This is a genomic window from Streptomyces taklimakanensis (assembly GCF_009709575.1).
Classification (GTDB): Bacteria; Actinomycetota; Actinomycetes; order Streptomycetales; family Streptomycetaceae; genus Streptomyces; species Streptomyces taklimakanensis.
In genome coordinates, this window is record NZ_WIXO01000001.1 from 642,325 (window position 1) to 668,676 (window position 26,352).

Sequence of the window (26,352 nt, forward strand, 5' to 3'; positions counted from 1 at the left end):
GGGCCGGGGGTCGGCTCCGGTGGAGGCGCGGGAACACGGAAGGGGCGCGGTCCGGCGGACCGGACGCGTGGCGTGCGCGGGCGGCCCCCGTCGGGGACCGTCGCGGGAGGGGGGCCCGGTGCCCTTCGGGCCGGCCGGGGATCCGCCGGCTGCGGATCGGCCCAGAGCCGTTGTCTACTGAGCGTCCGGGCCCCTCCCGGGTCGCACCTGCCGACCGGCCGGACCTTCCGTCCCCGTGCCGCGGGCGCTGGACCTGGCTCCCGGCCGTACGCCGGTGCGACGCACCGCCCATGACCCAGCTCGTTCGACGACTGCGCGCGGAGGATCCCCGGTCGGACGTCCTGTGGTGGACCCGGCCGAACCTACCGGCCGGCGACCTCCGCCTGTCAACACCCCCATGACCTGCGACGCTTCAGGAAAACCGCAGGTCACAGCGGTGCGTGTGGCGGCGGTCGCCGGCTGTCGGGCACGTCGTTCGGCCGTATGCCCCCTTGCCCCGTCACTCGTTCGGGCATCGGTGGACGGTCCGACCGGCGACCACCGTCCGCAGGCAGACGGGCAGCTCGCGGCCGGGGGCGAGGTCGGGCAGCCCCGGAGTGCCCGAGCGCGGGTCGGTGGACCAGGCGGCGATGCGGCCGTCGGGCACCTGCACCACCAGGTCCCCGGTGCGCCAGATCGCGTAGTCGGCCGGAGCGCCGGGAACGAGGACCCCGGCGTCGTCGCGTCCCACGGCCCGCCAGCCACCGCGGGTGTGGGCGGTGAAGGCGGCCCGCGCGGAGATCCGGTGCTCGGGGACGTGGTGGAAGGCGGCGGCCCGCAGGGTGCCCCAGGGGTCGAGCGGGGTGACGGGACTGTCGGAGCCGAGGGCGAGGGGCACGCCGGCGCGCAGCAGGGCGGCGTACGGGTTGAGGGTGCGGGCGCGCTCGCGGCCCAGGCGTTCGGCGTACATGCCCTCCTCGCCGCCCCAGGCGGCGTCGAAGGCGGGCTGCACGGAGGCGGTCAGGGCGTACTCGGCGAAGGCCGCGACGGTGGCCTCGGTCAACATCTCGGCGTGCTCGATCCGGTGTCGGGCGGCACGCACCCGGTCGGTGCCGATCCGCTCGGCGGCCGACCGCACCCCGTCGGTGACGGCCGTCAGGGCGGCGTCCCCGATGGCGTGGAACCCGGCCTGGAGCCCGGCCTCGGTGCAGGCGACGACGTGGGCGGCGACGGCGTCGGCGTCCAGCAGACCGGTGCCCCGGTGGTCGGCGTCGGCGTAGGGCTCGTGCAGGTGGGCGGTGTGGGAGCCGAGGGAGCCGTCGGCGAAGAGGTCCCCGGCGGCGCCGAGGGCGCCCAGCTCCCGCACCCGCTCGGCGCCCTTGGCGGAGGTGATGTGTTCGGCCCAGTAGCCGAAGACCCGGGGTCCGGGTTCGGACGCGGCCAGCTCCAGCAGGCCGGTCAGGTCGTCCTCGCTCGAGATGTCCGGACCCGCGCACTCGTGGAGGGTGCCGATGCCGCGGGCGGCGGCGTGGCGCAGGGCGGCGCGCTGGGCCTCGGTGCGCTGGGCGGGGGTGATCGAGGCGTGGGCGACGGACCGCACGGCGTGGTGGGCGTCGCCGGTCAACGGGGCGTCGGGGACGTGGCCGGGCAGTTCGGCGACGCCGGGCACCAGGTCGAGCAGGGCGGTGGTGACCAGTGCGGAGTGGACGTCGACGCGGGTGAGGTACAGCGGTCGCCCCCCGGTGGCCTCGTCGAGTTCGGCGCGGGAGGGCGGGCGCCGGTCGGGCCAGGCGGAGGCGTCCCAGCCGTGCCCGAGCAGGATCCGGTCGGTGGGCCGGGCGGCGGCGTGGGCGCGGACGCGGGCGAGGACGTCCTCGCGGGAGCGGGCGTCGGACAGGTCGAGGCCGGTCAGGGCCAGACCGGTGGCGGTGGTGTGGACGTGGGCGTCGGTGAAGGCGGGGGTGACGAGTGCGCCGTCGAGGTGGATCACCTCGTCGACGCCGTCGGCGAAGGAGTCCGCGGCGCCTTCCGAACCGAGCCACGCGACGCTGTCTCCGTCGACGACCATGGCGGTGGCGAAGGGGTCGGCGGGACTGTGGACCGTTCCGCCGCGCAGCAGGACGGTGCGGGGACGGTCGGGGGAGGCCGTGCTGTCGCTCATGACCGCAAGTCTCCCCCTCCGCGGTGGCGGACGGCCGCCCGGGTCGCCCGAAGGGGCCTTTCCGGGGGCTCGGGCGCGAAGGTCCCCGTCACGGGCCGGGGTGGTCGGGGGCCGGCCCGCGCCGCCTACACCCGGGGCGGCCTGGCCTCGTAGGGGGTGGACAGCACGACGGTCGTGCGGGTGGAGACACCGGCCAGCGAGCGGATGCGCGCCAGGAGGTGCTCCAACTCGATGGGGGTGGCGACCCGGACCTTGAGGATGTAGTTCTCGTCCCCCGCGACGCTGTGGCACGCCTCGATCTCCGGCACCTCGGCGAGGCGGTCGGCGATGTCGTCCGGCGCGCTGGGGTCGAACGGCTTCACCGAGATGAAGGCCGTCATCGGCAGCCCGACGGCCTCGGCGTCGACGATGGCGGTATAGCCGCGGATGACCCCGCGCTGCTCCAGCCTGCGGACGCGCTGGTGCACCGCCGAGGTGGACAGGCCGGTGGCCTTGCCCAGGTCGGTGTAGCTCATCCGCCCGTCCTTGACGAGCAATTCCACGATGCGACGGTCCAGCTCCTCCACACCAGGCAACCTACTGCGCCCGGCGCACCACGGCACACCGGATGCGCGGACACGGGCCGCGAGGAGCGCCCGTGTGACGAACGCCACACCAACGCCCCGGTGTCCGCAAGAGCGAAGAGATTACGAACGGGACACGACGGGAAATGCTTGCTGTGGCCGGGGCTCCCGAGAGCACGGACGCCCGGCGGCCCGTCCTAGGGGGATTGCATGCGCACTGTGAAGTCGTTCCACGCCGGTCACCCGGAGACCGAGGCCCAGGAGGAGAACACCGAGGCGTACGACGTCTACGAGACCTACGAGATCTTCCGGGTGGTCTGCCCGGACTGCGCGCGGCCGATCGCGCTGTTGGCCGACGAGGAGACGCTCCCCGAGCACGCGATGTGCCCGACACCGTGGAAGCCCTTCGGTCTGACGGTGTGCCGGGGTTCGGGGCGTTCGGTGGAGGACGCCGCGCCCGAGGGCTCGGCGGACGGGGCCCAGGAGCAGGACGCCGCGACGCTGCTGACCCTGCCCGAGGGGCTGGACTGGCGGATGCAGCCGTTCTCCCACGCGGGCGGCCCGGGCGCGCACCCGATGCGCGTGCCGCACGGGCGGCACCCCCGGCACTGAGGCCGGGCGTCCGTCACCGGTCCACCACCGCGGGCCACCGGCGGACCACCACCCGCCCACCGCCGGCCCGCGCCGAACCCGCCGCCGTGTCCCGGTTCACCGGTGACGCCGGTCCCGAAGACGCCGACGGACGCGGCCGGGACGGGTGGTGAGATCCCGTCACCGAGAACGGCGAGGAGACGGCGGGCCGGACTCCGCCCCGGGCGCGGTCGGTGCTCCGGCGACGCCTCAGCGGCGCTCGGGACCCGCGAGATGGCGGGCGATCACCATCCGCTGGACCTGGTTGGTGCCCTCGACGATCTGGAGCACCTTCGCCTCCCGCATCAGCCGCTCGACCGGATAGTCGCGGGTGTAACCGTACCCACCCAGCAACTGCACCGCGTCGGTGGTGATCCGCATCGCGGCGTCCGTGCAGAACAACTTGGCCATCGCGGCCTGCCGGCCGAACGGCTCCCCCGCGTCGCGCAGCCGGGCGGCGGCCAGGTACAGGGCCCGCCCGGCCTCGATCCGGGTGGCCATGTCGGCGAGCATGAACCGCACGCCCTGGAAGTCGGAGACGGGACGGCCGAACTGCTCGCGCCCCGCGGTGTGGACCAGCGCCTCGTCCAGGGCGGCCTGGGCGACCCCGACCGCACAGGCGGCTATGCCCAGCCGTCCGGATTCGAGCGCGTCCAGGGCGATGGCGAAGCCCTGACCCTCCTCGCCGATCCGACGGCTGTCGGGCACGCGCACCCCGTCGAAGTGGACCTGGGCCGTCGGCGAGCCGTTCATCCCCATCTTCCGCTCGGGGGCGGCGGCGCCCAGCCCCTCGGCGTCACCGGGGACGAGGAAGGCGGTGACGCCGCGGGGACCCTCGCCTCCGGTGCGGGCCATGACGGTGTAGAAGTCGGCGATGCCGCCGTGGGTGATCCACGCCTTGGTGCCGTCGACGACCCAGCCGTCCCCGTCGCGGACGGCACGGGTGCGCAGCGAGGCGGCGTCGGAGCCGGAGGAGGGCTCGGAGAGGCAGTAGGCGCCCAGCAGACCCCCGCCGAACATGGCCGGCAGGTGCTCGGCGCACTGCTCCTTGGTGCCGTAACGCGCCAGGGCGTGGCAGGCGAGGGTGTGGACGCTGACGCCGAGGCCGACGGTGAGCCGGGCCGCGGCCAACTCCTCCAGGACCTGGAGGTAGACCTCGTAGGGCTGACCGCCGCCGCCGAACTCCTCGTCGTAGGGCAGCGAGAGCAGCCCGGACTCCGACAGGAGGGTGAACGTCTCACGGGGGAAGCGCCCGGCTTCCTCCTCCTCGGCCGCGGTCGGCCGGATCTCGCGCTGGGCCAGCTCGCGCACCAGTGTGAGGAGATCGCGGGCCTCCTCGGTGGGCATCCGGCGTTCCACCGGCTGGGGGCCGTGGTCGGTCATCGCGGCGCTCTCCTCCCTGTCGGGCGCTACGGCGGCGGGCGCTCGGGGTGTGGCGGCGCCGCCGGAATGTGATCGTCACAGCCGATGGGGGCCGTCCCGGGTCGCGGGAGCGGCTGGTCGGCGGCCGTGGTGATGGGAGTATGCCCGATCGGGGGCGCGGCGTCACGGCGGAACGAGGACCGTCCGCGCCGGTCCGAGGCCGCCGGCGGCAGCGGATGTGGCGGCGGATGTCGGCGGCCGCTGCCACACTCGCCCCATGCGTGGGGAACGGGGACGGGACGGCGGGAGCGGCACGGCCGGGGAACGGCCGGCGGACGACCCCGGCCGGCCGGGGCGCTGGGCGGTGACGGTGACCGCCGAGGGCGGGGCCCTGCTGTGTCCGCTGGACGCCCGGGGGCGCCCGGCCGGGCCGGTGGTGGCCGAGCCGGACGTGGCGGAGGCCGTCCGGGCCCGCCCGGAGGTCGTCCGGTGGGTGTGGCCGTCCACGGCCGAGGTGTACCCGCGCCTGCTGGACGCCGGGGTGCGGGTGGAGCGGTGCCACGACGTGGAGGCAGCCGAGGCGCTGCTGTTGGGGCACGAGGGGCGCTGGGGCGAGCCCCGGTCGCCGGCCGCGGCCTGGGCACGTCTGCACCGGCTTCCGGTGCCGCCGGACCCTCCGCTGCCCGGGGCCGACCGGCAGCCCTCGCTGTTCGCCCCGGGTCCCGCGCCGCTGCCGCCCGGCACGGATCCGCTGCGGGTGCTGCTGGAGGTCTACGCCGAACAGGTGAGGCGCGTCGAGGCGGCCGAGCGTCCCGACCGGATGTGGTTGCTGCTCGCGGCGGAGTCGGCGGGGACGCTGGTGGCGGCGGAGATGGGCCGGGCCGGGGTGCCCTGGCGGGTCGACGTCCACCGCGGTCTGCTGCGCGAGCTGCTCGGTGAACGCTATCCGGGCGGGGAGCCGAGGCGGCTGGTGGAGCTGGCCGAGGAGGTCTCGCGGGCCTTCGGACCGGGGGTGCGGGTGCGGCCCGAGGTGCCGGCCGAGGTCGTCAGGGCGTTCGCACGGGCCGGGATCCGACTGGCCTCGACCCGGGCGTGGGAGCTGCGGACGATCGACCACCCGGCCGTCGCGCCGCTGCTGCGCCACAAGACGCTGTACCGGCTGCACACCGCGCACGGCGAGTCCTGGCTGCGCACCTGGGTGCGCGACGGCCGCTTCCACCCCGAGTACGTGCCCGGCGGTTCGGTCTCGGGGCGCTGGACGACCAACGGCGGGGGCGCGTTGCAGATCCCGAAGGTGGTGCGGCGGGCGGTGGTGGCCGACCCGGGGTGGCGGCTGGTGGTCGCCGACGCCGACCAGATGGAGCCGCGGGTGCTGGCGGCGATCTCCCGCGACCGGGGGCTGATGGAGGTGGCCGGCAGCGGTCGCGACCTGTACTCGGTGCTGTCGGACCGGGCCTTCGGCGGCGACCGGCAGCGGGCCAAGCTGGCGCTGCTGGGCGCGGTGTACGGCCAGACCTCGGGAGACGGTCTGCGGCACCTGGCGGAGCTGCGGCGCCGCTTCCCGGCGGCGGTGGCGTACGTGGACGAGGCGGCACGCGCCGGCGAGGCGGGCCGTCTGGTGCGCACCTGGCTGGGGCGCACCTGTCCTCCGGCGCACACGCCCGGCCCGGAGGACGGAGAGGGCGGGGCGGCGGTTCCGGACGGGGCGGGCGCGGCGGAACCGGGCCGGCCGGGCACGACGGCCGGCGCCCGGGCCCGGGGTCGGTTCACCCGGAACTTCGTGGTGCAGGGCAGCGGGGCGGACTGGATGCTGCTGGTCCTGGCGGCGCTGCGCCGGGCCCTGGTCGGGACGCGGGCGGAGTTGGTGTTCTTCCAGCACGACGAGGTGATCGTGCACTGTCCGAAGGAGGAGGCGGAGGCGGTGGTCGAGGCGGTCCGCGCGGCGGGCGAGCTCGCGGGGCGCACCGTCTTCGGCGCGACGCCGGTGCGCTTCCCGTTCACCACGGCCGTGGTGGAGTGCTACGCGGACGCGAGGTAGGGGCGGGGTCAGCCCCGCTCCGGGGCGAGGAAGGCGCGCAGCGCCCCCGCCAGTTGCTCGGGGGCCTCCTCGGCCATGTGGTGGCCGCTGTCGATCGTGCCGCAGGTGACGTCGTCCGCCCAGGCGCGCCAGATGCCGGGGATGTCCGGGTAGAGGTCGCCGAGGTCGTCGTGTTCGGACCACAGCACCAGCGTCGGGCAGGCGATGCGGCGCCCCGCGGCCCGGTCGGCCTCGTCGTTCCGTCGGTCCACGGTCAGGCCGGCCCGGTAGTCCTCCAGCATGGCGCGTACGGTGGCCGGGTCGTGGACGGCCCGCTGGTAGTCCTCCCACGCCTCGGCGCCCATCGCCTCCTTCGATCCGCCGTACCAGGCGGCGGGATCGGCGAGGATGGCGCGTTCGGGCTTGTCGGGGACGGCGAAGAAGAACCAGTGGTACCAGGCGCGCGCGAAGCGCTCGTCGCAGCGGGCCAGGTGTTCGGCGATGGGGACGCAGTCGCCCACCGCGAGCCGGGTCACGGCCCCGGGCGCGTCCAGGGCGAGCCGGTAGGCGACACAGGAGCCGCGGTCGTGGCCGAAGACGGCGAAGCGGTCGTGTCCCAGGTGCCGCATCAGCGCCAGGCAGTCGCGGGCCATGGCGCGCTTGGCGTACGGCGCGTGGTCGGCGGTGGTGGGCGGCTTGGAGGAGCGCCCGTAGCCGCGCAGGTCGGGGCAGACGACGGTGTGGTCCGCCGCGAGCAGGGGCGCGACGCGGTGCCAGGTGGCGTGGGTCCGGGGGTGGCCGTGGAGCAGCAGCACGGGCGGGCCGGAGCCGCCGTGCCGCACCCGCAGGGTCGCCTCCCCCGTGTCGATGTGCTCCAGCGCGAATCCGTCGAACACGCCCGACTCCTCCGCCCTTCCCGGCCATGCCGCTCGTGCCGCCCCTCCTGGCTCTGCGGCTTCCCCCGGACCGCCCGTCCATCCCCGCCGGACACCCGACCGTTCGGGGCGCCCCGCGCGGGCCCGCGTGGTTCAGGTGTCCTTCGGGTCGAGTGCGTCCAAGACCGCCTGCGCGGTCTGCTGCGGATCACGGCCACCGGTATCGACGACCACACGCGCCACCTCCTCGTACAACGGACGACGCCGCTCCATCAACATGCGCCACTGCTGCCGAGGATTGACCGCCAACAAAGGCCGCGGAGCATCCAACCCGACCCGCCGGACCGCGTCCGCGAGCGGCACGTCCAAGAACACCACCGGCAACCCGGCCAGCAGCCCGCGGGTGTCCGGATCCATCACGGCGCCACCACCGAGCGAGACCACCCCGTCATGCCCGGTCAAAGCCGCACGCACGACCCGCCGCTCCACCTCCCGGAACCACTCCTCACCCTCCTGGACGAAGATCTCCGCAACAGGCCTGCCCACCGCGGCCTCGATGTCCGCATCGGTGTCACGCAACCCCACCCCCAACCGCCGAGCGACAAGAGCACCCACGGTGGACTTGCCCGCACCCGGCGGCCCCACCAAAACCACGACCGGCCCCGACCCGGCCCTCACCGGATCTCCAACCCGTCAAGGTAACCGGCCACATTACGGCGGGTCTCGGCCACATTGTCACCACCGAACTTCTCCGCCACCGCATCGGCCAACACCAACGCCACCATCGCCTCGGCCACGATGCCCGCGGCCGGCACCGCGCACACATCCGACCGCTGATGATGGGCCCGAGCAGGCTCACCGGTGCCGACATCCACGGTCGCCAACGCCCGCGGCACCGTGGCGATGGGCTTCATCGCCGCCCGCACCCGCAACAACTCACCGGTCGACAACCCACCCTCCGTCCCCCCCGACCGCCCCGAGGAGCGACGGATACCCTCCCCGGTGGCAACGATCTCGTCGTGCGCCTCCGACCCGGGCACCCGAGCCAACTCGAAACCATCGCCGACCTCCACCCCCTTGATCGCCTGGATCCCCATCAACGCCCCGGCCAACCGGGCATCGAGCCGACGATCCCAGTGCACATGAGAGCCCAGACCGACCGGCACACCATGAGCGACGACCTCGACCACACCACCGAGGGTGTCACCGTCCTTGTGCGCGGCATCGATCACCTCCACCATCGCCCGACTCGCCTCGGCGTCCAGACAACGGACCGGATCGGCATCCAACCGCGCCACGTCCCCCGGCACCGGCACCAACCCGGCCGGAGCCCCCACACCGCCCAGCTCCACGACATGGCTGACGATCTCGACACCGGCCGTCTCCCGCAGATAGGAGCGCGCCACCGCGCCCAACGCCACCCGCGCCGCGGTCTCCCGCGCCGAGGCCCGCTCCAGGATCGGCCGCGCATCCCCCACCCCGTACTTCTGCATACCGGCCAGATCCGCGTGACCGGGACGAGGACGGGTCAGGGGCGCGTTGCGAGCCAACTCGGCCAACTCGGCCGCATCGACCGGATCGGCCGCCATGACCTTCTCCCACTTGGGCCACTCGGTGTTGCCGATCATGACCGCGACCGGCGACCCCAGGGTCAGACCGTGCCGGACCCCACCGAGGAAGGTGACCTCGTCACGCTCGAACCTCATCCGCGCGCCACGCCCGTAGCCCAACCGGCGCCGCGCCAACGCGTCCGCCACCATGCCGGTGGTGACCGGCACACCGAACGGCAGCCCCTCCAACGTCGCCACCAACGCGGGACCGTGCGACTCCCCCGCGGTCAGCCAACGCAACCTGCTCAACGGACCGCTCCGTCGGTGAGGCCGCCCGAGGGCGAGAAGCCGTGCAGCCAGTCGACCTTGTCGTACAGGTCGGTCTCGGAGAAGGCGGCCAGCATGGTGTTGCGGGCCTTCGCCTCCGCACCGGCGGGGTGGTACAGCCGGGTCCCCATCTCACGGGCGACGAGCTGCGCCCTGGCCGTGCGGTCGTGGCGCTCGGCGGCGTACTTCTCCAGGCGCGGGGCGATGCTGTCGGCGTCACAGTCGAGGAGCCCGCCGAGGACGACGGCGTCCTCCAGGGCCATGCAGGCGCCCTGGGCGGCGTACTGGAGCATGGGGTGGGCGGCGTCGCCGAGCAGCGCCACCCGGCCGTCGGTCCAGTTGCCGACGGGGTCGCGGTCGCACAGGACCCAGGTCCGCCACTCCTCGCCGAGCTCCAGCAGGCGGCGGGTGGTGTCGCCCAGGCCGGGGAACTCCGACAGCACGTGAGCGCGCTCGACGGGCTCCCCCGCGACGGCGGTGGTCGCCTCGTCGTCGCGGGTGGCGGCGAGGTTCAGGTACCTGCCGCCGCCGATGGCGTAGTGGACGAAGTGCCACCTGGGTCCGGCCCACAGGGTGACCGTGTTCCAGCGCAGGTCCTCGGGGACCTTCTCCATCGGGATCACGGAGCGGTAGATGGTGTGGCCGGAGACCCGGGGCTCGCCGTCGCCGACGAGTTGGGCTCGGACCGCCGAGCGGATGCCGTCCGCGCCGACCAGCGCGTCACCGGTGACCGAGGTGCCGTCCGCCAGGGCGACCGTGACCCCGCCGGCGTCCTGCGTGTAGCCGACCACCGACGCGCCGGTGACCAGTTCGACGCGGGATGCGGCACGGCAGGCCCGCAGGAGCGGCTCGTACAGGTCGCCGCGGTGCACGACGACGTACGGGTTGCCGAACCGCGCGCGGTAGGACTCGGTGAGCGGCATGCGGGCCACGCACTCGCCCGACGTGCCGTCCATGAAGCGCAGTTCGTCGATGAAGACGGCCTTGTCGCGGACGTCCGCGCCCACGCCGAGGCGGTCCAGGGCCCAGAAGGCGTTGGGCCCCAGCTGGATGCCGGCGCCAAGTTCCTCGAAGGCCCGGCGGCGCTCCAGCACGACGACGTCGTGCCCCTGCCGTTCGACGCTCAGCGCTGCTGCCAGTCCGCCGATGCCGCCCCCGGCGACGATGATCCTCGCCATGATGTGTTCGCAGTCCCTTCCATGTCGTACGGACGGACGACGGCCCGGCGCGGTGCGGTGCGGACGCGTCGTTTCCGGGAGTGGGTGGTCACGCGGGTGGGGTGGTGGCGAACCCCAGTCGTCGCAGTTCACCGTGGAAGCCGGGGAACGTCTTGGTCACGCACCCCGGGTCGTCGAGGGTGATCCCGGGGACGCGCAGTCCGAGCACCGAGAAGGCCATGGCGATCCGGTGGTCGCGGTGGCAGGCGATCCGGGCCGGGCGCGGTGCGGCCGGGTGGACCGTGAGCCGGTCCCGGCCACTGTCCGTGCGCACTCCGCAGGCCCGCAGGTTCTCGGCGACGGCCGCGACCCGGTCGGACTCCTTGAGCCGGGCGTGCCCGACGCCGTGCACCGTCACCGGGGCGTCGGCCAGTGGGGCGATCGCGGCCAGCGTCATGAACGTGTCCGAGATGTCGCCCATGTCGACGTCGAACCCGCCGCGCAGCGGTCCCGTCCCGGTCACCGTCGTCGCCGTGTCGGTGATCTCCACTCGGGAGCCCATGCGGCGCAGCACCTCCACGAACCGCAGGTCGCCCTGGAGGCTGCCGCGGCCCAGGCCGGGCACGGTCACCGAACGTCCGGTGACGGCGGCGGCGGCGAGGACGTAGGAGGCGGTGGAGGCGTCCGGTTCCACGGTCAGGTCGGCCGGCCGGTAGCCACCGGGCGTGACGTGCAGGACCTCCTCCGCGGTGCCGTCCGCGGCGGGCCCGGCGGGCGTCTCGTGGCGCACCCGCGCGCCGAAGCGCCGCATCAGCGCGACCGTGAGGTCCAGGTAGGGCCGGCTGACCAGTCCCCGGACCCGGACGGTCAGCGGCGTGCGCATCAGTGGCGCCGCCATCAGCAGACCGCTCAGGTGCTGGCTGCTGAGGGTGCCGTCCAGTGTCAGTTCCCCGCCCCGGAGGCCGTCCGCCGCCAGGTTCAGCGGCAGCCCGCCGCCGGGCGCGGCGGTGATCCGGGCGCCGAGCCGGGCCAGGGCTTCGGTCAGTGGGCCGAGGGGCCGGACCCGCAGCCGGTCGGAGCCGTCGAAGAGGTACTCGCCGTGTCCGGTCGCCGCGAACGGCGGCAGGAACCGGGCGGCGGTGCCCGCGTCGGCGCACCACACCTCGGCGCCGCCGACGGGTCCGCGGCCGCTCCCGGTCACCTCCCACACGGCGTCGTCGGGCGCGGCCGCCACGGGGGTGCCCAGGGCCACGACCGCGTCGCGGAACGCTCGGGTGTCGTCGCTGACCAGGGGGGACCGCAGCCTGCTGGTGCCGGCGGCGCACGCGGCCAGCAGCAGGGCCCGGTTGGTGATGCTCTTGGAGCCCGGGATGTGCGCGGTCAGGGCCTTCGGGCGGGGGGTGGTGTCGTCGGTCACCGTCGTCTCACCCCTCCAGCGCGAGCCCGCGGCCGGCGAGGGCCGCCGTGGCGAACGAGCCCTCGACGGTGGCCTCGACGTCGAAGGCGGACACGGAGGTCGGGGGGTAGCCGATGAGTTCGGCGGCCCGCGGCGCCAACGGCACCGCGGCGGCCTCGGCGGACTCCCACAGCAGCACCGCGCCCCAACGCTGCCGTGCCGCGTTTGAGATCCAGAACTTCAGCCGCAGGCCGGGCACCCGGGCGAAACGGTCCACGGCCTCCTCCCGCAGGAACGACCGCAGGGACTCCACCGTCTGCGCGGAGGCGGCCAGGTCCCACCACACGATCACCGCGTGCACGAGCGCAGCACCTCCGTCAGCAGGGACGCGGTGATGGCCACGCCGTTCTGGGAGAGCACCGACTCGGCGTGGAACTGCACGGAGGCGAACCCGCTGCCGCGCAGGGTGTGGACCTCGCCGTTCTCGGGGTCGCGGCAGATCTCCACGACGCCGCGGACGGGGTGCTCGGTCTTGTCGGAGTCGGAGCGCGCGGCGAAGGTGTTGTAGAAACCGACGCGCTCCCGCTGCCCGAAGAGGTCGATCTCGCGCTGCACGCCCTGGTTGGGCACCTTCCGCCGGACCAGCGGCAGGCCGAGGAGGGTGGCGAGCACCTGGTGGCTCAGGCAGACCGCCATGAACGGCCGTCGGCTCTCCAGCAGCCGGCCGACGGTGCCGCGCAGGTGCGCGATCTTCGGGTCGTTCACGGCGCGGGGATCGCCCGGTCCGGGCCCCATCACGACCAGGTCGTGGGCGTCGGTGTCGTACGGCTCGTCGAACCGCCGCACCGTCACCGTGAGGCCGAGCGAGGCGAGCTGGTGGCCGATCATGGAAGTGAAGGTGTCCTCCGCGTCGACCACCAGCACGCTGCGGCCGGTCAGTTCGGCGGCCCGCGCGGTGGTGTCCTCGCTCCCTTCCGCCAGCCAGAAGTCGGCGATGGTCTCGTTGCGCCGCGCGAGCGCGTCGAGGACCCGCGGTTCGGTGGCGAGGCGGGCGGAGCCGGGGCCTTCCAGCGCCGCGAGCAGCCCGGCTGCCTTCGCCCGGGTCTCGGCGACCTCGGAGACCGGGTCGGAGTGGCGCACCAGCGTCGCCCCGACGCCGATCCGCAGCCGGCCGGAACGGTCGATGTCCGCGGTGCGGATGAGGATGGCGGAGTCCATGGTGCGCGTACCGGAGGCGTCCCGGCCGACGAGGGCGACGATCCCGCTGTAGTAGCCGCGACCGGCGGGCTCGTACCTGCTGATGACCTCGGCGGCGCTCTCCAGCGGGGAGCCGGTGACGGTCGGCGCGAACAGCGTCTCGCGCAGGATGTCGCGCACATCGCGGGTGGTGCGGCCCTCGATGAAGTACTCGGTGTGCGCCAGCCGCGCCATCTCCTTGAGGTGGGGGCCGGTCACCCGGCCGCCGGTCTCGCAGATCCGGGCCATCATCTTCAGTTCCTCGTCGACGACCATGTACAGCTCCTCGGTCTCCTTGGGATCGCCGAGGAAGTCGAGTACGCCGCCGAGGGTGGGGCCGTCGGCCGGGTAACGGTAGGTGCCGCTGATGGGGTTCATCACGGCGGTGCCGTCGCGCAGGCTGACGTGCCGCTCGGGCGTCGCGCCGACGAACGTGCGCTCGCCGGTGTGGATCAGGAACGTCCAGTAGGCGCCGGTCTCGCGTTCCAGCAGCCGCCGGAAGAACGACAGCGCGGCGGCGGGGGTGTAGCCGGTGATGTCCGCGGTGAACGACCGTTTGATGACGAAGTTGGCGCCCCGGCCGGTGCCGATCTCGTCGGCCACCACCCGGCGCACCACCGACGCGTAGGTGTCGTCGTCGGTGTCGAAGTGGCCGTCCGTCAGGGTCACGGGCACGTCGGGCAGCCGGCGCAGGATCTCGCCGAGCGGCAGCGTGTCCTGCTCGTTCACCTTCAGGGCGAGCAGGGGGTCACCGCTGTCGACGGCGGTGAACCCGCGTTCGGCGAGCTGCCGGTAGGGCACCAGGACGAGTACCTCGTGCCCGCCGCTCGGGCCGCCGGTCCCGTCCCCGGTCGGTGCGTCCGTCAGCGGCACGTCCGCCAGCGAGGCGCACTCGGCGATGTCGCCGAGCACGAGGTCGACGACTCCGGGACCGGTGGTGTGCGGCCGGTACACGAGGGCGAAGGCGGACGGGTGGCCGTCGAGGACCCGCGCCAGCGGGTCGGCGGGGGGCGGGGCGGTCACCGGGCGTCCTCCAGCTCGGTCAGCAGCTGCTTGGTGGTGGCCACGCGGGCACAGCGCTCGGCCGCGTACGTCAGGGCCAGCCGGTGGTAGGCGGCGGAGAAGTCGGCCACCGCGTCCGCGGCCAGGAACGGTTGGATGTCGTGGGTGAAGGCGTCCACCGCGCTCATCAGCACGCCGACGTGGGCGTAGACGCCGCAGAGGACGAGCTGGTCGCGGCCCGCCGCGCGCATCCGGTCCAGCAGGTCGGTGCGCGCGAAGGCGCTGTAGCGCCACTTGGTGAGCAGCCAGTCCCCGGGGGCGGGCGCCAACTCGTCGATCACCTCGCGGTCCTCGGGGGAGGTGCGCATGCCCGGTCCCCAGAAGTCGCGCAGCAGACCGCGTTGTTCGACGCTCATATCGCCGGGTTGGGCGGTGTACGCCACCGGGATGCCGGCGGCGACGCACCGCTCGCGCAGCAGGGCCGCGTTGCGCACCAGCGGGCCGCCGGGAGTGTCGCCGTCCGCGAACGGCCGCAGGAAGTAGCGCTGCATGTCGTGGACGAGCAGAACGGCCCGGCGCGGATCGGGGGTCCAGGGGGCCGCGCCGGACGGCAGGTCGCCCTCGGCGGGCATGGGGTAGGACTCGATGGGCGGTATGCCCGGGGTCGGCTTGGTCACCGTACTCTCCTCACTGGACACCGAGCGTCGCCCCGCCGTCCACGGTCAGGCTGTGCAGAGTGATGTGGCCGGCCTCGTCCGACAGCAGGAAGGCGACCGCCTCGGCGACGTCCTGGGGGCGGGCGACCTTGCCGAGGGGGATGCCGACCTTGAAGGCCGAGGGCGTTCCGGCCACCGAGGTGTGGACGGCGGTGTCGCCCTGGTGCATGCCGCGCAGCATCGGCGTGTCCGTGGAGCCGGGAGCGACCACGTTGCAGCGGATGCCGTAGGGGGCCACCTCCAGGCCCAGGCACTTGGTGAACGCGGTCGCCGCGGCCTTGGAGGCGGCGTACGCGGCCATCTCGGTACGTGCGGTGCCGGCCGCGTTGGAGGCGATCGTGACGACGGCCCCGCCGCCCCGGGCCACCATGCGGTCCACCACCGCGCGGGAGACGTGGAAGACGCCGGTGGCGTTGACCGCGAGGGTGTCGGCCCAGTCCCGGTCGGTGAGCTTGCGCGCCTCGCCGAGCCGCAGCACGCCCGCGGCGTTGACCAGGTAGTCCACCGGTCCCACGGTGTCCTCGACGGAGCCGACGGCCCGTTCGACGTCCGCGCTCGACGTGACGTCGGCGGGTACGGCGGTGACACGCAGCCCCCGGGCCGTCAGCCGGCCCACGGACTCCGCCAGGCGGGCGGGATCCCGGTCCACGGCGGCGACCCGGGCGCCGCGCCCCGCGAGGGTGCGCGCGACGGCTTCGCCGATACCGCCGGCCGCCCCGGTGACCAGGGCGATCCTGTCTTCCATGTTTCCTCCGTAGTGGGGAACTTGGCAGTGCGTTCGGAGCCGGGCCGGGACGTCGGTCCCGGTCAGCCGCACCAGGCCGAGACCACCTCGACGGCCTGCGCGGGGTTGAGCCGCGGGTCGCAGAAGCTCAGGTACTTCTCGCCGACGCGCTCGAGGTACGAGGCGTTGTGCACGCACTCGGTGACCGTCTCCGGCGTCGTCTCCAGGTGCAGGCCACCGGCCGTGCCGCCGTTCTCGCGCACCGCTTGCTGGAAGCCGTCGATCTCCTGCACGACGGTCTCCAGGAACCGGGTCTTCAGCCCGTTCGGGCCGCTGACGGTGTTGCCGTGCATGGGGTCGCAGAGCCAGATGACGGGGTGTCCCGCCGAGGCGACGGCCCGGACCAGCTCCGGCAGCCGCTCGGCCGCGGCCGCCGCGCCCATCCGGGCGATCAGGGTGAGCCGGCCGGGGCGCCGTCCGGGGTCCAGCCTCTCGCACAGGGCGAGCAGTTCGTCCGCCGAGATACCGGGACCGACCTTGCAGGCGACCGGGTTGCTGACGGCGGCGAGCAGCGCGACGTGCGCGCCGTCGACCTGTCGGGTGCGCTCCCCGATCCACGGCCAGTGGGTGGAGGCCAGCATCAGGGAGCCGTCCGGCTCGCGGCGCAGCAGGGGGATCTCGTAGTCCAGCAGCAGTGCCTCGTGGCTGGTCCACACGGGCAGTTCGAGGCGGCGTCGCCGGGGCGTGCGCCAGCCGAGGTGGTGCATCGCGTCGCTGGCGGCACGGTAACCGGACAGCAGGTGCGCGGGGTTGGGGCGGCGGCCCTCCGGGTCCGGCTCGGGGCGGTTGACCATGTGGCCCCGGTAGACGGGCAGTTCCACGTCGCCGACGATCTCGGTGGGCCGGGAGCGCGGCTTGCCGAACTGGCCGGCCAGCCGGCCCACCCGCAGCACCGGCTTCAGCGAGGCCAGCTTCATGGTGCCCGCCAGCACGTCCAGCAGGGCGGTCTTGCGGGCGATGTCCGGCGGGGTGCACTCGGCCGGATCCTCGGCGCAGTCGCCGGCCTGCAGGACCTGGACGTGCCCGGCGGCCACCTCCATCAGGAGCTCGCCGAGCCGGTGCACCGCCTCGGCGTCGACCAGCGGCGGCATGTGCGCCAGCTCGTCGCGGACCCGGGACACGTGCCGTTCGTCTGACCAATCGGGCTGTTGGAGCGCGGGCAGGGTACGCAGGTGCGATGACATGTCGGTCACGGGAACCCCACGGTTGGTAGGCCGGTACACCGTCACGGGACGGCATCGGGCATGCGAGTGCGGTGCGGGTGCGGGTGCGGGTGCGGGTGCGGGTGCGGGCGCGGCACCGGTCGGCGGACGACCGACTCCCGTACCGGTCGTCGTGCCCGCGCGGGTGCCGGCGCCGGTCAGAACTCGACGCGGACGTCGTACTCGAAGACCCAGGCGTTGAACTCGATCAGGCGCTCGAGGACGGCACGGGCGCTCCAGGGACCACCGACGCCGAAGGAGCCCACCGGCCGGTCGAGCAGTCGGCGCACGTCTTCCTCGGAGACGATGCGCAGCACCGGGGCCCCCTCGGTGAGGATCTCCTCGACCTTCTGCCGCAGGGCGATCTCGTACGTGCCGTCCTGGGTGGAGGGGTACGGGTTCTTCTTCCGGTCCAGGACCGAGTCGGGGAGCACGCCGCGCATCGCCTCGCGCAGCAGGCTCTTCTCCCGCCCGTCGAAGTTCTTCATCGCCCAGGGGGTGTTGTAGACGTACTCGACCAGCCGGTGGTCGGTGAACGGCACCCGGACCTCCAGGCTGACCGCCATGCTGATGCGGTCCTTCCGGTCCAGCAGGAAGTTCTCCCACCGGGTGACGTTGAGGTAGGTCAGCTCGCGCATCCGGGCCTCGTGGCCGCTCTCGCCGGGCAGCCGCGGAACCTCCTCCAGCGCCTCCGCGTAGCGTTGCTTGACGTAGTTGGTGAGTTCGAGGCGGTCCCACAGCCCGACGTCGCGCAGCGCGCCGATGCCGCCGGCCTTCTCGAACGGGTGGTGCCAGGGGAAGCTGTCGAGTTCCACGGCCTCCTTGTCGTGGAACCAGGTGTAGCCGCCGAACAGTTCGTCGGCCGCCTCGCCCGAGAGCGCCACCGTCATGCGCTCCTTGAGCGCGCGACACAGCAGGTACAGGGAGTACTCCATGTCGCCGGTGGACACCGGCAGGTCCTGCGCCCGCAGCACCGCGTCCCGGACCTCGGGGTCGAGGATGTCGTCGTTGTCCAGTTCGACGATGATGTGCTCGGCGCCGACCCGCTCGGCCACCTCGATGGCGAACGGGGTGTCCGGGTCCTCCCACTGGACGTTGGACTCGAAGCGCTGCTCGTGTCCCACGAAGTCCACGGAGAAGGCGCGGATCGGCTCGGTGACGCCGCGCCGGGCACGGGAGGCCGCGGCGAGCGCGGTGACGGCGCTGGAGTCCAGCCCGCCGGAGAGCAGGGTGCCGACGGTGACGTCCGCGACGAGCTGCCGCTCGACGATGTCCTCCAGCAGGGAGCGCACCCGGGCCACCGTGGTCTCCAGGTCGTCGGTGTGCTCGCGGGCCTCCAGCTTCCAGTACGTCAGGACGTCCTCACCGCGGCGCGAGAACCGCACCACGGTGGCCGGCAGCACCTCGCGCATGCCCTTGAACACCGCGTGACCGGGCGTCTTGACGATGCTGAAGATCTCCCGCAGCCCCTCCGCGTCGACGACCGCCTCGGCCTCGTCGTGGGCGAGGACGGCCTTGGGCTCGGAGCCGAAGATCACACCGTCCGCGGTCGGGTAGTAGTAGAGGGGCTTGACCCCCATCCGGTCGCGGACCAGGAGGAGTTCCTCGGTGCGCGGGTCCCAGATGGCGAACGCGTAGATGCCGTTGAGGCGCTCGGCGAACGAGGTTCCCCACTCCAGGTAGGCCCGCAGCACCACCTCGGTGTCGCTGGAGGTGCGGAACTCGTGCCCCGACGCGGTCAGTTCCTCCCGCAGCTCCCGGAAGTTGTACACCTCACCGGTGTACGTGATGACCGGAAGGCTGTCGTCGTCCGAGGCGGCCATCGGCTGCCGGCCGCCCTCCGGGTCGATGACCGCGAGCCGGCGGTGACCGAGCACCGCGTGTTCCGACGTCCACAGGCCGCCCGCGTCGGGGCCTCGACAGACCATGGTCTCGGTCATCGCCGAGGCGACCTCGGCCGCCCCGGTCAGATCGCGTCCGTAGCTCACCCATCCGGCCAGTCCGCACATGGGAATTCAGTTCCTTTCGTCGAACGTAGGCGGTCGGAAACCCTCTGCGTCATGGAGCAGCACATGCCGCGTCAACTGGACTCGGCTGGATACGTCGAGTTTCAGGAACGCGTTTCTCACATGCGTGTTGACCGTGTGCGGGGACACCATCAGTTCTTCTGCCACGGCACGGTTGCTCAGCCCTATCGCCACCAGGCGAGCCACCTGCAATTCGGCCGGTGTCAGTGAATTCCAACCCGACCGGGGCCTGCTCGGGCGGGCTCTCCTCGTCACCTTGAGCGTCTGCATCGACTCGCTTTCCGTGTCACTTTCCTACGAGGTCGGCATGGTTCCCGGGCCCTGCGGGCGCGTGTATCCGCGTTTTTTCCGGGCGGTTACGGGAACAAGACTGCCCTGCCGCCCGAGCCGGCGGCAAAGCGGAATGCACTACATCGTCAGAAGCGACGGATAAAGTCAGGGGCCGAGCAAAGCGTCAGGTGCGGGGAATTCCGTCAGTTCCGTCTCACGGCGTCAGGTCGACCACATCCCGTCAGGTCCGGCAGACTCCGTCAGGTCCGGCGATCGGAACGAGCGCGGCGCCGGGGGAGCCCCGCCCCGTACGCGAGAAGAGGCGCCGGCGGGCGCGCCGGCCGGCGCGCCCGCCCCCTTTCCGATGGAGGAGGTCCGGTGGGCGGGTAGAGCGAGGAGGGAGCCGCGGCGTTCGCGACTCCCTCCTCGCGGCGCGTCACCGCGCCGTACGCCGTCCGGCCGTCGGGCCGGCGCGGTCGTCAGGCGGTGGCACCGCCGTCGATCACGTGGTCGTGTCCGACGACGTAGCTGGACTCCTCCGACGCCAGCCACAGGACGGCGTTGGCGACCTCCTGCGGATCGGCGACCCGACCCAACGGCACGGTCGGGGCCAGACGGGCGTCACGCTGCTCGCGGGTCTCGCCCGGGAGGTAGGACATGGGGGTGTCGATCGGGCCGGGGCTGATGGAGTTGATGCGCACCCCCTGCTGGATGTACTCGAGCGCGGCGGTACGGGTCAGGAAGCTGACGCCGGCCTTGGAGGTCGAGTAGGCGCTCATGCCGGCCAGGCGCCAGTGCGCGCCGAGGTTGGAGGCGGTGTTGACGATGACACCGCCGCCGTTGGCCGCCATGTGCGCGGTCTCGTGCTTCAGGGCGAGGAAGACACCCGTGAGGTTGACGGCGAGCACCTTGTTCCACACCTCCTCGTCGTGCTCGCCGACCGGCGTGCCGCCGCCGAGGATGCCCGCGTTGTTGAAGGCGACGTGCAGACCGCCGTGGCGGGAGACCGCGGTGTCCACCATCGCCTTGACGCTCTCGGAGCTGGTGACGTCGACGACGACGCCGGAGGCCTTGCCGCCCTCGGTCTCGATCAGCTTGACCGTCTCGTCGACGCCGCTCTCGTTGACGTCGGCCACGACCACGGTCGCGCCCTCCCCGGCGAAGGACAGCGCCGCGGTCCGACCCAGCACGCCGCCGGCGCCGGTGACGAGGACGACCTTGTCGGTGAAACGTGCGTTCATGATGAACTCCTCTTCTTGGTGGTGATGTTGCGTTGTGCGTTGGCTTGTGCGCCGACTTGTGCGCCGGCTTGCGCGGTGGCCCAGGCCGGTCACGGGGTGCGCGGCGGGGGCGTCGAGGGCCGCACCGCGCGCTGGAGCAGTACGAGACCCGCGGCGGCGGCCAGCGCGACGGCCGCCGCCCCGAAGGCGAAGGCGTATCCGCCCGCGTCCGCCGCGGCCCCGCCTCCGCCCCCGTGTCCGGCGGCGTGTGAGACGGCGAGCGGCACGAGGACGGCCAGACCGACCGGAGGCCCGACCTCCATGGCCGTGTTCACGACCCCTCCCACCAGGCCGGCCTCCTCGGAGGCGGTGCCCTCCACGGCCCACACGGTCGCCCCGGAGAAGGTGAAGCCCGCGCCGACCGGGAAGAGCGTGACCCCGACCACGAGCAGCCCCCAGTACGACGAATCCGCGTCGAGCCTGCTCAGCAGCCCCATTCCGACCGCTCCCAGGGCGAGCCCGGCGGCCGTCAGGAGACCGGCTCCGAACCGGCGCGCGGCCCGGCCGCCGGCCGCCGCGGTGAACAGCACCGCGACTACGGGCGGGAGGAACGCCGCCGAGGTGCGCAGCGGCGAGTAGCCCAGCGTCTTCTGGAAGTAGAGCGCCAGGATGAAGAAGTACGCCGCCATCGCCGCGGCCGTCAGCCCGATGGCGAGCAGCGCCGCCAGCCTCCGGACCGACGCCAGCAACGCCGGCGGCACCAGCGGCCGGGACGACCGGGCCTGGGTCACCGCGAACAGGGCCAGACCCAGGGCGCCGATACCGATCCACAGCCAGTCCGACTCGCCCAGGCCGAAGATGAACGCGGTCAGTCCCGCGGTGATGAGCAGGGCGCCCGGCACGTCGAGCCGTTCGGGCCGGCGCGCGGGCCCCGTCGGCAGCAGCGGCGAGCACAGCACGATCACCGCGGAGACGGCGGCCGGCACGATGAACACCCAGCGCCACTGGCCCCAGGACAGGATCACTCCCGACACGATGTTGCCGGAGGAAGCGCCGACACTGGCCAGCACTCCCCAGACCGCCAGTGCCCGGGTGCGCCGCGCCGCGTCCGGGAAGACCGAGCCGAGCAGCGCCATCGCGGCGGGGGCCGCGAGGGCCGCGCCCACGCCCTGCGCGAACCGGGCGGCCACCAGGACCCACAGCGTGGTGGCCGCCGCGGCGACGAGCGAGGCGGCACCGAAGGCGACCGTCCCGGTGACGAACACCGTCCGGTGACCGAGCAGGTCGGCGAGCCGGCCGCCCAGGACCAGCAGCCCGCCGAACGACAGGCTGTAGGCGGAGGTGGCGAAGACGAGGTCGGTGTCGGTCAGCCGCAGGTCTCGCTGGATCACCGGCAGGGCCACCGTGATCACGGTGATCGTCGCGATCAGGGTGACCTGGACGGCGCCCAGGAGCACGAAGGACAGTCCGGGCCGCAGCCGCGTCGGGGCCGTTTCGGGTGAGACGTCGTCGGGTGAGGTGTCCACGGGGACGGTACCCATACTTGAATACTCATTCCACTATATGAGCGCATTGCTGCGGAACGCCCTTGTCAGTACGGTGATCAGAAGCTACCACGCTCTTGAACGTACGGTCTAGTTTGACTTCGACGCCCCGCGCGGAACTCGATACGAACAGTCACTTTCCGGCCGGCGACGAGCCGGTGGCGAGACGAGCCGCGGGACACGAACGGCCCTCTGCCACACGGCCGCGAAGCGCGGGAGATCGCACGTTCATGCGATGCCCCGGCACCGCGAACCGGCCAGACTCCGAGGTGACCCGCGATCAGGAAGGCACAGTCATATGGCCACGTTCAGCTGGACGCTCCCCGTCGCCGGCACCGGCGAGAACCCGGTCAGGCCGGACGCCGGCCAGGTGTGGGAGGGATTGGTCCACAAGTCGGAGAACCCCAGCCCGTACGTCCCGGCGGTGACGGCCTGCCGGGTTCTGGAACGCTACGACGACGGCTTCCTCCGTGAGATCACCGTCCGCGACACCGAGCGGGTGCAGGAACGCGTGACCTTCGAGGAGCACGAGCGCGTGGTCTTCCGGCCGGTCGACGACCCCTGCATCGAGCGGATCGTCAACGAACTCGGCACGGACGAGACGGGTCGGCCCACCCTGACCCTGCGCGTCACCCTCACCCCCGCCGGGGTCGAGAAGGCCGAGCAGACCCGTTACTTCCTGCACGAGACGAAGCGCTACTTCTCGGACGCGCTGCAGTTCATCGTCGACGGCCTCGTCCAGCGCCACACGCGCTGACCGCCGCGCCGACCGACTCACCCACCCTCTCCCCCCACAGGGCATCGGAGCATGCGCCCCCCACATCGCGTACCCCCGGGTACTGCACGCCCTCCGCCCGATCCGCCAGGTACCCGAAAGAGGAGCACATCACCATGCCAGGCCACTCCCGTCGCGCGTTCGTCAGAGATGTCGCGCTGATAGGTGGTGCGACGGCCGCCCTGCCCGCCGTCACCGCCGCACCGGCGGCCGCCACCGAGTCCTCGAAGGCCACCGTCGCGGCCGCGACCGAGGGGGCCGGGTCCACCGTCGTCACGATCGGGCCGGGGGACCGCCGCTACCCCGACCTGACCTGGGGCAGCAACCGGCGCTGGGTGGGCACCCCGGACGACGTGCACCTGGTCGGCACGTCGAGCCAGGTCCTGGCCGCCGTCCAGCGGGCCGTCAACGGCCGCAGGGGCTTCGCGGTGCGCAGCGGCGGCCACTGCTACGAGGACTTCGTCACCAACGACCGCGTCCGCACGGTCATCGACCTGTCCAACCTGAACGGGATCGGGTACGACAGCGCCCGCGGGGTGTTCTACGTCGAGCCCGGTGCCCGTCTGGGCGACGTGTACCGGACCCTGTACCGCCAGTGGGGCGTCACCCTGCCCGGCGGCAGTTGCCCGACCGTGGGCGTCGGCGGGCACGTGGCCGGCGGCGGGTACGGCCCGCTGTCCCGGCAGCACGGTCTCATCGTCGACCACCTGTGGGGCGTGGAGCTGGTCGTCGTCGACTCCTCCGGCAGGGCGTCGAAGGTGGTCGCCACCCGGGAGCGGGACGACCCCAACCGTGACCTGTGGTGGGCCCACACCGGTGGCGGCGGCGGCACCTTCGGCGTGGTCACGCGCTACCTGTTCCGTTCGCCCGGCGTCACCGGCACCGCTCCGGAGGACCGGCTGCCCAAGCCGCCGTCCGAGATCCTCGTCTCGAACGTCACCTGGTCCTGGAGCGACATGACCGAGGCGGCCTTCACCCGCCTGCTGCGCAACTACGGCGAGTGGTACGAGACCCACAGCTCGCCCGACTCGCCGTACGCCACGCTCTTCAGCCAGCTCAAGCCGCAGCACCGGTCGGCCGGCTCGTTCTCCATGACGACGCAGATCGACGCGTCGGTACCGAACGCCGCCGAGCTGCTCGACTCCTACCTGGCCGCCGTCAACGAGGGCACCAACGTCGACTTCCGGGTGGACGACCGTCGCAAGATCTCCTGGCTGCACGCGGTCACCCAGTGGCCCGGCTTCACCGGCACCGACACCACCACGCGCTTCAAGGGGAAGTCGGCGTACATGCGGCGCGGATTCACCGACGCCAACCTCAAGGCGTTCTGGAAGCACATGACGCGCACCGACTACGCGCATCCCGCGTCACTCGTCATGATCACCGCCTACGGGGGCAAGGTGAACACCGTCCCGGCGGCGGACACGGCCGTTCCACAGCGCGACTCGATCCTCAAGCTCCACTACGTGAGCTTCTGGACCGACCCCGCCGAGGACGCCACCCACCTGGCCTGGATCCGGTCCCTGTACCAGGACGTGTACGCGGCCTCCGGCGGCGTGCCCGCGTCCAACGCCGACACCGACGGCTGCTTCATCAACTACGCCGACGCGGACCTCGCGGACTCCCGGTACAACGCCTCGGGCGTCCCGTGGCACGAGCTGTACTTCAAGTCCGGCTACCGGCGCCTGCAGACGGTCAAGGCCCAGTGGGACCCGAAGGACCTCTTCAACCACTCGCTTTCGATCAAGGCGGTGTGAACCATGCCTCCCCGTCCCCCCTCCTCCCCCGACGACAGCGCCCAGGACCCCTCGGCCGCCGGCTGGTCGCGGCGGCGCCTGATGGCGGGCGCCGCCGTCCTGGCCGGCACCGCGGTGCCGGTCGCCACCGCCCCCACCGCTTCCGCCACTTCCGCCACTTCCGCCTCCTCGGCGGAAGCGGCGGGGGCGGCCCCGTTCCCGGCCGTCTCCGTCCGCCCCGACGACGCCCGCTACCCCGACCTGGTGCGCGGGATGAACCAGCGCTGGACGGCCCGGCCGGAGAGCGTGCGGTTGGTCTCCTCCACCGAACAGGTGCGCAGCGCGGTCCAGCAGGCGGTCGACGCGGGCAAGCGGCTCACCGTGCGCGGTGGCGGCCACTGCTACGAGGACTTCGTCTTCAACGACGCCGTCGAGACGGTCGTCGACCTCTCCGAGATGACCGCGGTGCGCTACGACGAACAGCGCGGCGCCTTCGAGGTCCAGGCCGGCGCCACGCTCACCGACGTCTACGAGCGCCTCCACAAGGCGTACGGAGTCGTCGTCCCGGGCGGCGTGTGCTACTCGGTCGGGGTGGGCGGGCACGTCAGTGGCGGCGGCTGGGGCATGCTCTGCCGTCGGGACGGCCTGATCGTGGACCACCTGTACGCCGTCGAGGTGGTCGTCGTGGACGCCCGGCGCCGGGCCCACGTGGTGGTCGCCACCCGAGAGGCCGACGACCCCAACCGTGAGCTGTGGTGGGCCCACACCGGCGGTGGCGGCGGCACCTTCGGCGTGGTCACGCGGTACTGGTTCCGCTCCCCGGACGCGACGGGCACCACACCCGAATCGCTGCTGCCCAGGCCGCCGGCCGAGGTGCTGCTCAGCGCGGTCTCGTGGCCCTGGGAGCAGATGACGGAGCAGTCCGTCACCCGCCTGGTGCGCAACTACGGCGCCTGGCACGAGGAGCACGCCACGGCCGGCGGCCCGTACGACGGGTTGGTCGCCAACCTGAGCCTGAACCACCGCTCCAACGGCCAGATCGGCCTGCTGACCCAGATGGACGCGACGGTCCCGAACGCGCGCGATTTGCTGGACTCCTTCCTGCGAGCCGTCTCCGACGGTGTGGACGTGCCCCACGGCGCGGTGACCAACGCGATGGGCGAGCACGGGCCGATGCCGGAGTTCGCCACCCCGCGGCGGCTGCCCTGGCTCCAGGCCACCCGCTACCTGGGGGTCACCAACTCGGTCCTGGTCGACCCGACCCTGCGCGGCGACCACAAGTCGGCCTACCTGCGTCGCGCCATCCCCCCGCGGCAGATCGCCACGATGTACCGGCACCTGGTCCGCACCGACTTCGCCAACCCGAACGCCATGGTGCTGCTCAGCTCCTACGGCGCGGCCGTCAACTCGGTGCCGCGGGGCGCGACCGCCTCCGTCCACCGCGACTCGGCGTTCAAGCTGCTGTACCAGACGTACTGGCACTCGGCCGACGAGGACGCCGCCAACATCGCCTGGCTGCGCGACATCTACGAGGACGTGTACGCCGGGACCGGCGGTGTGCCGGTCTCCGACGAGAACACCGACGGCTGCTACGTCAACTACCCGGACATCGACCTGAACGACCCGCGCCGCAACCGGTCGGGAGTGCCCTGGACCACGCTCTACTACGGCGAGAACTACCCGCGCCTCCAACGGGTGAAGGCCGCCTGGGACCCGACCGACTTCTTCCGACACGCCCAGTCCGTCCGGCTGCCGGGGCACTGAGTCCCCACGCTCCGGTGCCGGAGCGGGAGCCGGACCGCAAACGGGACGGAACACCCCCG

Annotated in this window: 22 protein-coding genes; 5 read left to right on the forward strand and 17 right to left on the reverse strand. The window is 73.0% G+C overall.

Features of this window, described 5'->3' with window-relative positions; all coding sequences use genetic code 11:
* Positions 1 to 499: 499 nt before the first annotated feature.
* Both F0L17_RS02745 and F0L17_RS02750 read right to left on the reverse strand, forming a co-directional pair.
* Positions 500 to 2,140 carry an amidohydrolase gene (locus F0L17_RS02745; protein WP_155069773.1) on the reverse strand — a complete coding sequence of 547 codons (1,641 nt, stop codon included), beginning with the start codon at positions 2,138 to 2,140 and terminating at the stop codon, positions 500 to 502.
* A 125-nt stretch (positions 2,141 to 2,265) separates the two neighbouring features.
* Entirely contained in the window at positions 2,266 to 2,706 is a 441-nt protein-coding gene (locus F0L17_RS02750; protein ID WP_162465700.1) for an AsnC family transcriptional regulator, read from the reverse strand.
* A gap of 207 nt (positions 2,707 to 2,913) precedes the next feature.
* Between F0L17_RS02750 and F0L17_RS02755 the strand changes: the two genes are divergently transcribed.
* On the forward strand, positions 2,914 to 3,315 hold the full coding sequence (locus F0L17_RS02755) for a hypothetical protein (protein ID WP_155069775.1): 402 nt from the start codon (positions 2,914 to 2,916) through the stop codon (positions 3,313 to 3,315).
* Positions 3,316 to 3,543: 228 nt separating this feature from the next.
* On the opposite strand, the gene F0L17_RS02760 is transcribed toward F0L17_RS02755, so the two are convergent.
* Positions 3,544 to 4,716 carry an acyl-CoA dehydrogenase family protein gene (locus tag F0L17_RS02760; protein WP_155069776.1) on the reverse strand — a complete coding sequence of 391 codons (1,173 nt, stop codon included), beginning with the start codon at positions 4,714 to 4,716 and terminating at the stop codon, positions 3,544 to 3,546.
* Positions 4,717 to 4,972: 256 nt separating this feature from the next.
* Here F0L17_RS02760 and F0L17_RS02765 point away from each other — a divergent pair, with 256 nt between their 5' ends.
* Entirely contained in the window at positions 4,973 to 6,733 is a 1,761-nt protein-coding gene (locus F0L17_RS02765) for a bifunctional 3'-5' exonuclease/DNA polymerase (RefSeq protein WP_155069777.1), read from the forward strand.
* A gap of 8 nt (positions 6,734 to 6,741) precedes the next feature.
* On the opposite strand, the gene F0L17_RS02770 is transcribed toward F0L17_RS02765, so the two are convergent.
* The 14 genes from F0L17_RS02770 to F0L17_RS02835 form a co-directional block, all read right to left on the reverse strand.
* Complete coding sequence (locus F0L17_RS02770) at positions 6,742 to 7,608, reverse strand: alpha/beta fold hydrolase (RefSeq protein WP_162465701.1); 867 nt, start codon at positions 7,606 to 7,608, stop codon at positions 6,742 to 6,744.
* A 132-nt stretch (positions 7,609 to 7,740) separates the two neighbouring features.
* Entirely contained in the window at positions 7,741 to 8,265 is a 525-nt protein-coding gene (locus F0L17_RS02775; protein ID WP_162465702.1) for a shikimate kinase, read from the reverse strand.
* Positions 8,262 to 9,446, reverse strand: coding sequence for a chorismate synthase (gene aroC / locus F0L17_RS02780; protein WP_155069778.1), 1,185 nt, complete (start codon positions 9,444 to 9,446; stop codon positions 8,262 to 8,264). The genes F0L17_RS02775 and aroC overlap by 4 nt, the downstream gene beginning before the upstream one ends.
* On the reverse strand, positions 9,443 to 10,642 hold the full coding sequence (locus tag F0L17_RS02785; protein ID WP_155069779.1) for a 3-hydroxybenzoate 6-monooxygenase: 1,200 nt from the start codon (positions 10,640 to 10,642) through the stop codon (positions 9,443 to 9,445). Before F0L17_RS02785 ends, aroC begins: the two co-directional genes overlap by 4 nt.
* Before the next feature lie 88 nt (positions 10,643 to 10,730).
* On the reverse strand, positions 10,731 to 12,038 hold the full coding sequence (gene aroA, locus F0L17_RS02790) for a 3-phosphoshikimate 1-carboxyvinyltransferase (RefSeq protein ID WP_338017930.1): 1,308 nt from the start codon (positions 12,036 to 12,038) through the stop codon (positions 10,731 to 10,733).
* Positions 12,039 to 12,045: 7 nt separating this feature from the next.
* Positions 12,046 to 12,378 (reverse strand): YdhR family protein, encoded by a 333-nt coding sequence (locus F0L17_RS02795; RefSeq protein WP_162465703.1) that lies wholly within the window; start codon positions 12,376 to 12,378, stop codon positions 12,046 to 12,048.
* Positions 12,366 to 14,276 (reverse strand): chorismate-binding protein, encoded by a 1,911-nt coding sequence (locus F0L17_RS02800; RefSeq protein WP_162465704.1) that lies wholly within the window; start codon positions 14,274 to 14,276, stop codon positions 12,366 to 12,368. Before F0L17_RS02800 ends, F0L17_RS02795 begins: the two co-directional genes overlap by 13 nt.
* The gene (locus F0L17_RS02805; RefSeq protein ID WP_155073063.1) at positions 14,273 to 14,887 is read right to left on the reverse strand and encodes an isochorismatase family protein; all 615 of its coding nucleotides are present in this window, start codon (positions 14,885 to 14,887) and stop codon (positions 14,273 to 14,275) included. The genes F0L17_RS02800 and F0L17_RS02805 overlap by 4 nt, the downstream gene beginning before the upstream one ends.
* A 55-nt stretch (positions 14,888 to 14,942) precedes the next feature.
* Positions 14,943 to 15,716 (reverse strand): 2,3-dihydro-2,3-dihydroxybenzoate dehydrogenase, encoded by a 774-nt coding sequence (locus tag F0L17_RS02810; RefSeq protein ID WP_155069780.1) that lies wholly within the window; start codon positions 15,714 to 15,716, stop codon positions 14,943 to 14,945.
* 62 nt (positions 15,717 to 15,778) lie between these two features.
* A complete protein-coding gene (locus F0L17_RS02815; RefSeq protein WP_155073064.1) occupies positions 15,779 to 16,939 on the reverse strand; it encodes a 3-deoxy-7-phosphoheptulonate synthase in 1,161 nt (386 codons plus the stop codon).
* Positions 16,940 to 17,115: 176 nt separating this feature from the next.
* Complete coding sequence (gene asnB / locus F0L17_RS02820; protein WP_155069782.1) at positions 17,116 to 18,966, reverse strand: asparagine synthase (glutamine-hydrolyzing); 1,851 nt, start codon at positions 18,964 to 18,966, stop codon at positions 17,116 to 17,118.
* Between the two features lie 6 nt (positions 18,967 to 18,972).
* The gene (locus F0L17_RS02825; RefSeq protein ID WP_155069784.1) at positions 18,973 to 19,254 is read right to left on the reverse strand and encodes a helix-turn-helix domain-containing protein; all 282 of its coding nucleotides are present in this window, start codon (positions 19,252 to 19,254) and stop codon (positions 18,973 to 18,975) included.
* Positions 19,255 to 19,733: 479 nt separating this feature from the next.
* Positions 19,734 to 20,495 (reverse strand): SDR family NAD(P)-dependent oxidoreductase, encoded by a 762-nt coding sequence (locus F0L17_RS02830; RefSeq protein WP_155069802.1) that lies wholly within the window; start codon positions 20,493 to 20,495, stop codon positions 19,734 to 19,736.
* Positions 20,496 to 20,584: 89 nt separating this feature from the next.
* The gene (locus F0L17_RS02835; RefSeq protein ID WP_155069804.1) at positions 20,585 to 22,015 is read right to left on the reverse strand and encodes an MFS transporter; all 1,431 of its coding nucleotides are present in this window, start codon (positions 22,013 to 22,015) and stop codon (positions 20,585 to 20,587) included.
* Positions 22,016 to 22,316: 301 nt separating this feature from the next.
* Here F0L17_RS02835 and F0L17_RS02840 point away from each other — a divergent pair, with 301 nt between their 5' ends.
* The 3 genes from F0L17_RS02840 (at position 22,317) to F0L17_RS02850 (ending at position 26,293) form a co-directional block, all read left to right on the forward strand.
* A complete protein-coding gene (locus F0L17_RS02840) occupies positions 22,317 to 22,775 on the forward strand; it encodes an AtaL-like protein (RefSeq protein ID WP_162465705.1) in 459 nt (152 codons plus the stop codon).
* A gap of 134 nt (positions 22,776 to 22,909) precedes the next feature.
* Complete coding sequence (locus F0L17_RS02845) at positions 22,910 to 24,550, forward strand: FAD-binding oxidoreductase (protein ID WP_155069808.1); 1,641 nt, start codon at positions 22,910 to 22,912, stop codon at positions 24,548 to 24,550.
* Between the two features lie 81 nt (positions 24,551 to 24,631).
* The gene (locus F0L17_RS02850; protein ID WP_155073065.1) at positions 24,632 to 26,293 is read left to right on the forward strand and encodes an FAD-binding oxidoreductase; all 1,662 of its coding nucleotides are present in this window, start codon (positions 24,632 to 24,634) and stop codon (positions 26,291 to 26,293) included.
* Positions 26,294 to 26,352: the final 59 nt, after the last annotated feature.

What these genes read in the sequence shown, in the direction of transcription:
- F0L17_RS02745 (WP_155069773.1), bottom strand. Translation starts at nt 2,140, where the DNA reads ATGAGCGACAGCACGGCCTCCCCCGACCGTCCCCGCACCGTCCTGCTG.
- F0L17_RS02755 (WP_155069775.1), top strand. Translation starts at nt 2,914, where the DNA reads ATGCGCACTGTGAAGTCGTTCCACGCCGGTCACCCGGAGACCGAGGCC.
- F0L17_RS02760 (WP_155069776.1), bottom strand. Translation starts at nt 4,716, where the DNA reads ATGACCGACCACGGCCCCCAGCCGGTGGAACGCCGGATGCCCACCGAG.
- F0L17_RS02765 (WP_155069777.1), top strand. Translation starts at nt 4,973, where the DNA reads ATGCGTGGGGAACGGGGACGGGACGGCGGGAGCGGCACGGCCGGGGAA.
- F0L17_RS02785 (WP_155069779.1), bottom strand. Translation starts at nt 10,642, where the DNA reads ATGGCGAGGATCATCGTCGCCGGGGGCGGCATCGGCGGACTGGCAGCA.
- F0L17_RS02805 (WP_155073063.1), bottom strand. Translation starts at nt 14,887, where the DNA reads ATGCCCGCCGAGGGCGACCTGCCGTCCGGCGCGGCCCCCTGGACCCCC.
- F0L17_RS02810 (WP_155069780.1), bottom strand. Translation starts at nt 15,716, where the DNA reads ATGGAAGACAGGATCGCCCTGGTCACCGGGGCGGCCGGCGGTATCGGC.
- F0L17_RS02815 (WP_155073064.1), bottom strand. Translation starts at nt 16,939, where the DNA reads ATGTCATCGCACCTGCGTACCCTGCCCGCGCTCCAACAGCCCGATTGG.
- asnB (WP_155069782.1), bottom strand. Translation starts at nt 18,966, where the DNA reads ATGTGCGGACTGGCCGGATGGGTGAGCTACGGACGCGATCTGACCGGG.
- F0L17_RS02825 (WP_155069784.1), bottom strand. Translation starts at nt 19,254, where the DNA reads ATGCAGACGCTCAAGGTGACGAGGAGAGCCCGCCCGAGCAGGCCCCGG.
- F0L17_RS02830 (WP_155069802.1), bottom strand. Translation starts at nt 20,495, where the DNA reads ATGAACGCACGTTTCACCGACAAGGTCGTCCTCGTCACCGGCGCCGGC.
- F0L17_RS02835 (WP_155069804.1), bottom strand. Translation starts at nt 22,015, where the DNA reads ATGGGTACCGTCCCCGTGGACACCTCACCCGACGACGTCTCACCCGAA.
- F0L17_RS02840 (WP_162465705.1), top strand. Translation starts at nt 22,317, where the DNA reads ATGGCCACGTTCAGCTGGACGCTCCCCGTCGCCGGCACCGGCGAGAAC.
- F0L17_RS02845 (WP_155069808.1), top strand. Translation starts at nt 22,910, where the DNA reads ATGCCAGGCCACTCCCGTCGCGCGTTCGTCAGAGATGTCGCGCTGATA.
- F0L17_RS02850 (WP_155073065.1), top strand. Translation starts at nt 24,632, where the DNA reads ATGGCGGGCGCCGCCGTCCTGGCCGGCACCGCGGTGCCGGTCGCCACC.